This window comes from Arthrobacter bambusae (assembly GCF_022606295.1).
In the GTDB taxonomy this organism is placed as follows: domain Bacteria; phylum Actinomycetota; class Actinomycetes; order Actinomycetales; family Micrococcaceae; genus Arthrobacter; species Arthrobacter bambusae_A.
Genome location: NZ_JAHHZS010000095.1, coordinates 1 through 1,427, shown reverse-complemented (window position 1 = coordinate 1,427; position 1,427 = coordinate 1). Strand labels below are relative to the sequence as shown.

Sequence of the window (1,427 nt, the reverse complement as noted above, 5' to 3'; positions counted from 1 at the left end):
GGTTACGTCCCGCTGAGTGGTGGAGTTTTCTCGACACCGTGCAGGTCAGTTATTTGATTATGCTGCCGTGAGTTCGGGAAGCAAAATCGCCTCCGCGATCGGCGTGGCGGGGGTCGTGTTCATGGCCTTGAGTTCGGTCATGGAGGCCTCGGAGAGGTAGCGGCGGTCGCCGGCTTCCCATTCGTCGTGTTGCTCGACGAGGACCGCACCGGCGAGCCGGAGAAGGGCAGCCGGGTTGGGGAAGACGCCGACGACGTCGGTGCGTCTCTTGATCTCTTTGTTGACGCGTTCCATGGGATTCGTGGACCAGATCTGGCGCCAGTGCCTGGCCGGGAATCCAGTGAACGCGAGCACGTCGTCCCGTGCGTCGCCGAGCATCGCGGCGACCTTCGGGTGGGATTTGAGAAGCATCCGGGTGACCTCGTCGAACTGGGTGTTCACGTGCCCGGCGTCGGGCTGGGCGAAGGCGGTGCGGATGATCGAGGCGACCATGTCTTGGGATCCCTTCGGCACGGTCGAGAGCACATTGCGCATGAAATGCACTCGGCAGCGCTGCCACGTCGCGCCCTGGAACACCGTGCCGATGGCTTTCTTCAGGCCGGTGTGGGCGTCGGAGATCACCAGTTTCACTCCGTCCAGTCCGCGGGCCTTCAAGGACCGCAGGAACGCGGTCCAGAATCCCTCGTTCTCGCTGTCGCCGACGTCGAAGCCCAGGACTTCCCGGCGCCCGTCCGCGGCCACGCCGAAGGCGACCACGACGGCCTGGGACACGACGCGGTGCCCGACGCGGGCCTTGCAGTAGGTGGCGTCGAGGAACACGTACGGGTAGTCCATGGCCGAGAGGTCGCGGTCCCGGAACGCGCCGACTTCGTGGTCCAGGTCCTCGCAAATCCGGGAAACTTCGGACTTGGAGATCCCGGTGTCGGCCCCGAGCGCTTTGACCAGGTCATCGACCTTCCGGGTGGAGACCCCGTGCAGGTAGGCCTCCATCACGACAGCGTAGAGGGCCTGGTCGACGCGGCGGCGGCGTTCCAGCAGAGCCGGGAAAAACGACCCGTTCCGCAGCTTGGGGATCTTCAGGTTCAGGTCCCCGGCGGTGGTCGTCAGGGTCCTGGGCCGGGACCCGTTGCGCTGTGTGGTCCGTGCCTCGGAGCGTTCGAACGGGGCGGCGCCGATGAACGCGGTCGCCTCGGCCTCGATGAGCTGCTGGTACAGGGTTTCGGTCGCGGCACGGATCCGATCGGAGACATCGGTGAGTTTCAGTTGGCCAAGGAGGTCAAGCAGGGCAGACTGGTCTAGAGCCATCGTGTGTTTGTGTCCTTTGTGAGTTCTTTGATCGGTACTCACTGACCATCGCACGATGGCTCACTACGTTGCCGGAGCAACGCGCAACCGCTGAGATCTACACCACTCGGCGGGACATAACC

General features: G+C 64.5%; 1 protein-coding gene. It reads right to left on the bottom strand.

The features are described 5' to 3' along the window. Nucleotides 1-57: 57 nt before the first annotated feature. Nucleotides 58-1,305: an IS256 family transposase gene (locus KNN17_RS22240; protein ID WP_241711089.1), complete on the bottom strand. Its 1,248-nt coding sequence runs from the start codon at nucleotides 1,303-1,305 to the stop codon at nucleotides 58-60. Nucleotides 1,306-1,427 lie beyond the last annotated feature (122 nt).

What these genes read in the sequence shown, in the direction of transcription:
- KNN17_RS22240 (WP_241711089.1), bottom strand. Translation starts at nt 1,305, where the DNA reads ATGGCTCTAGACCAGTCTGCCCTGCTTGACCTCCTTGGCCAACTGAAA.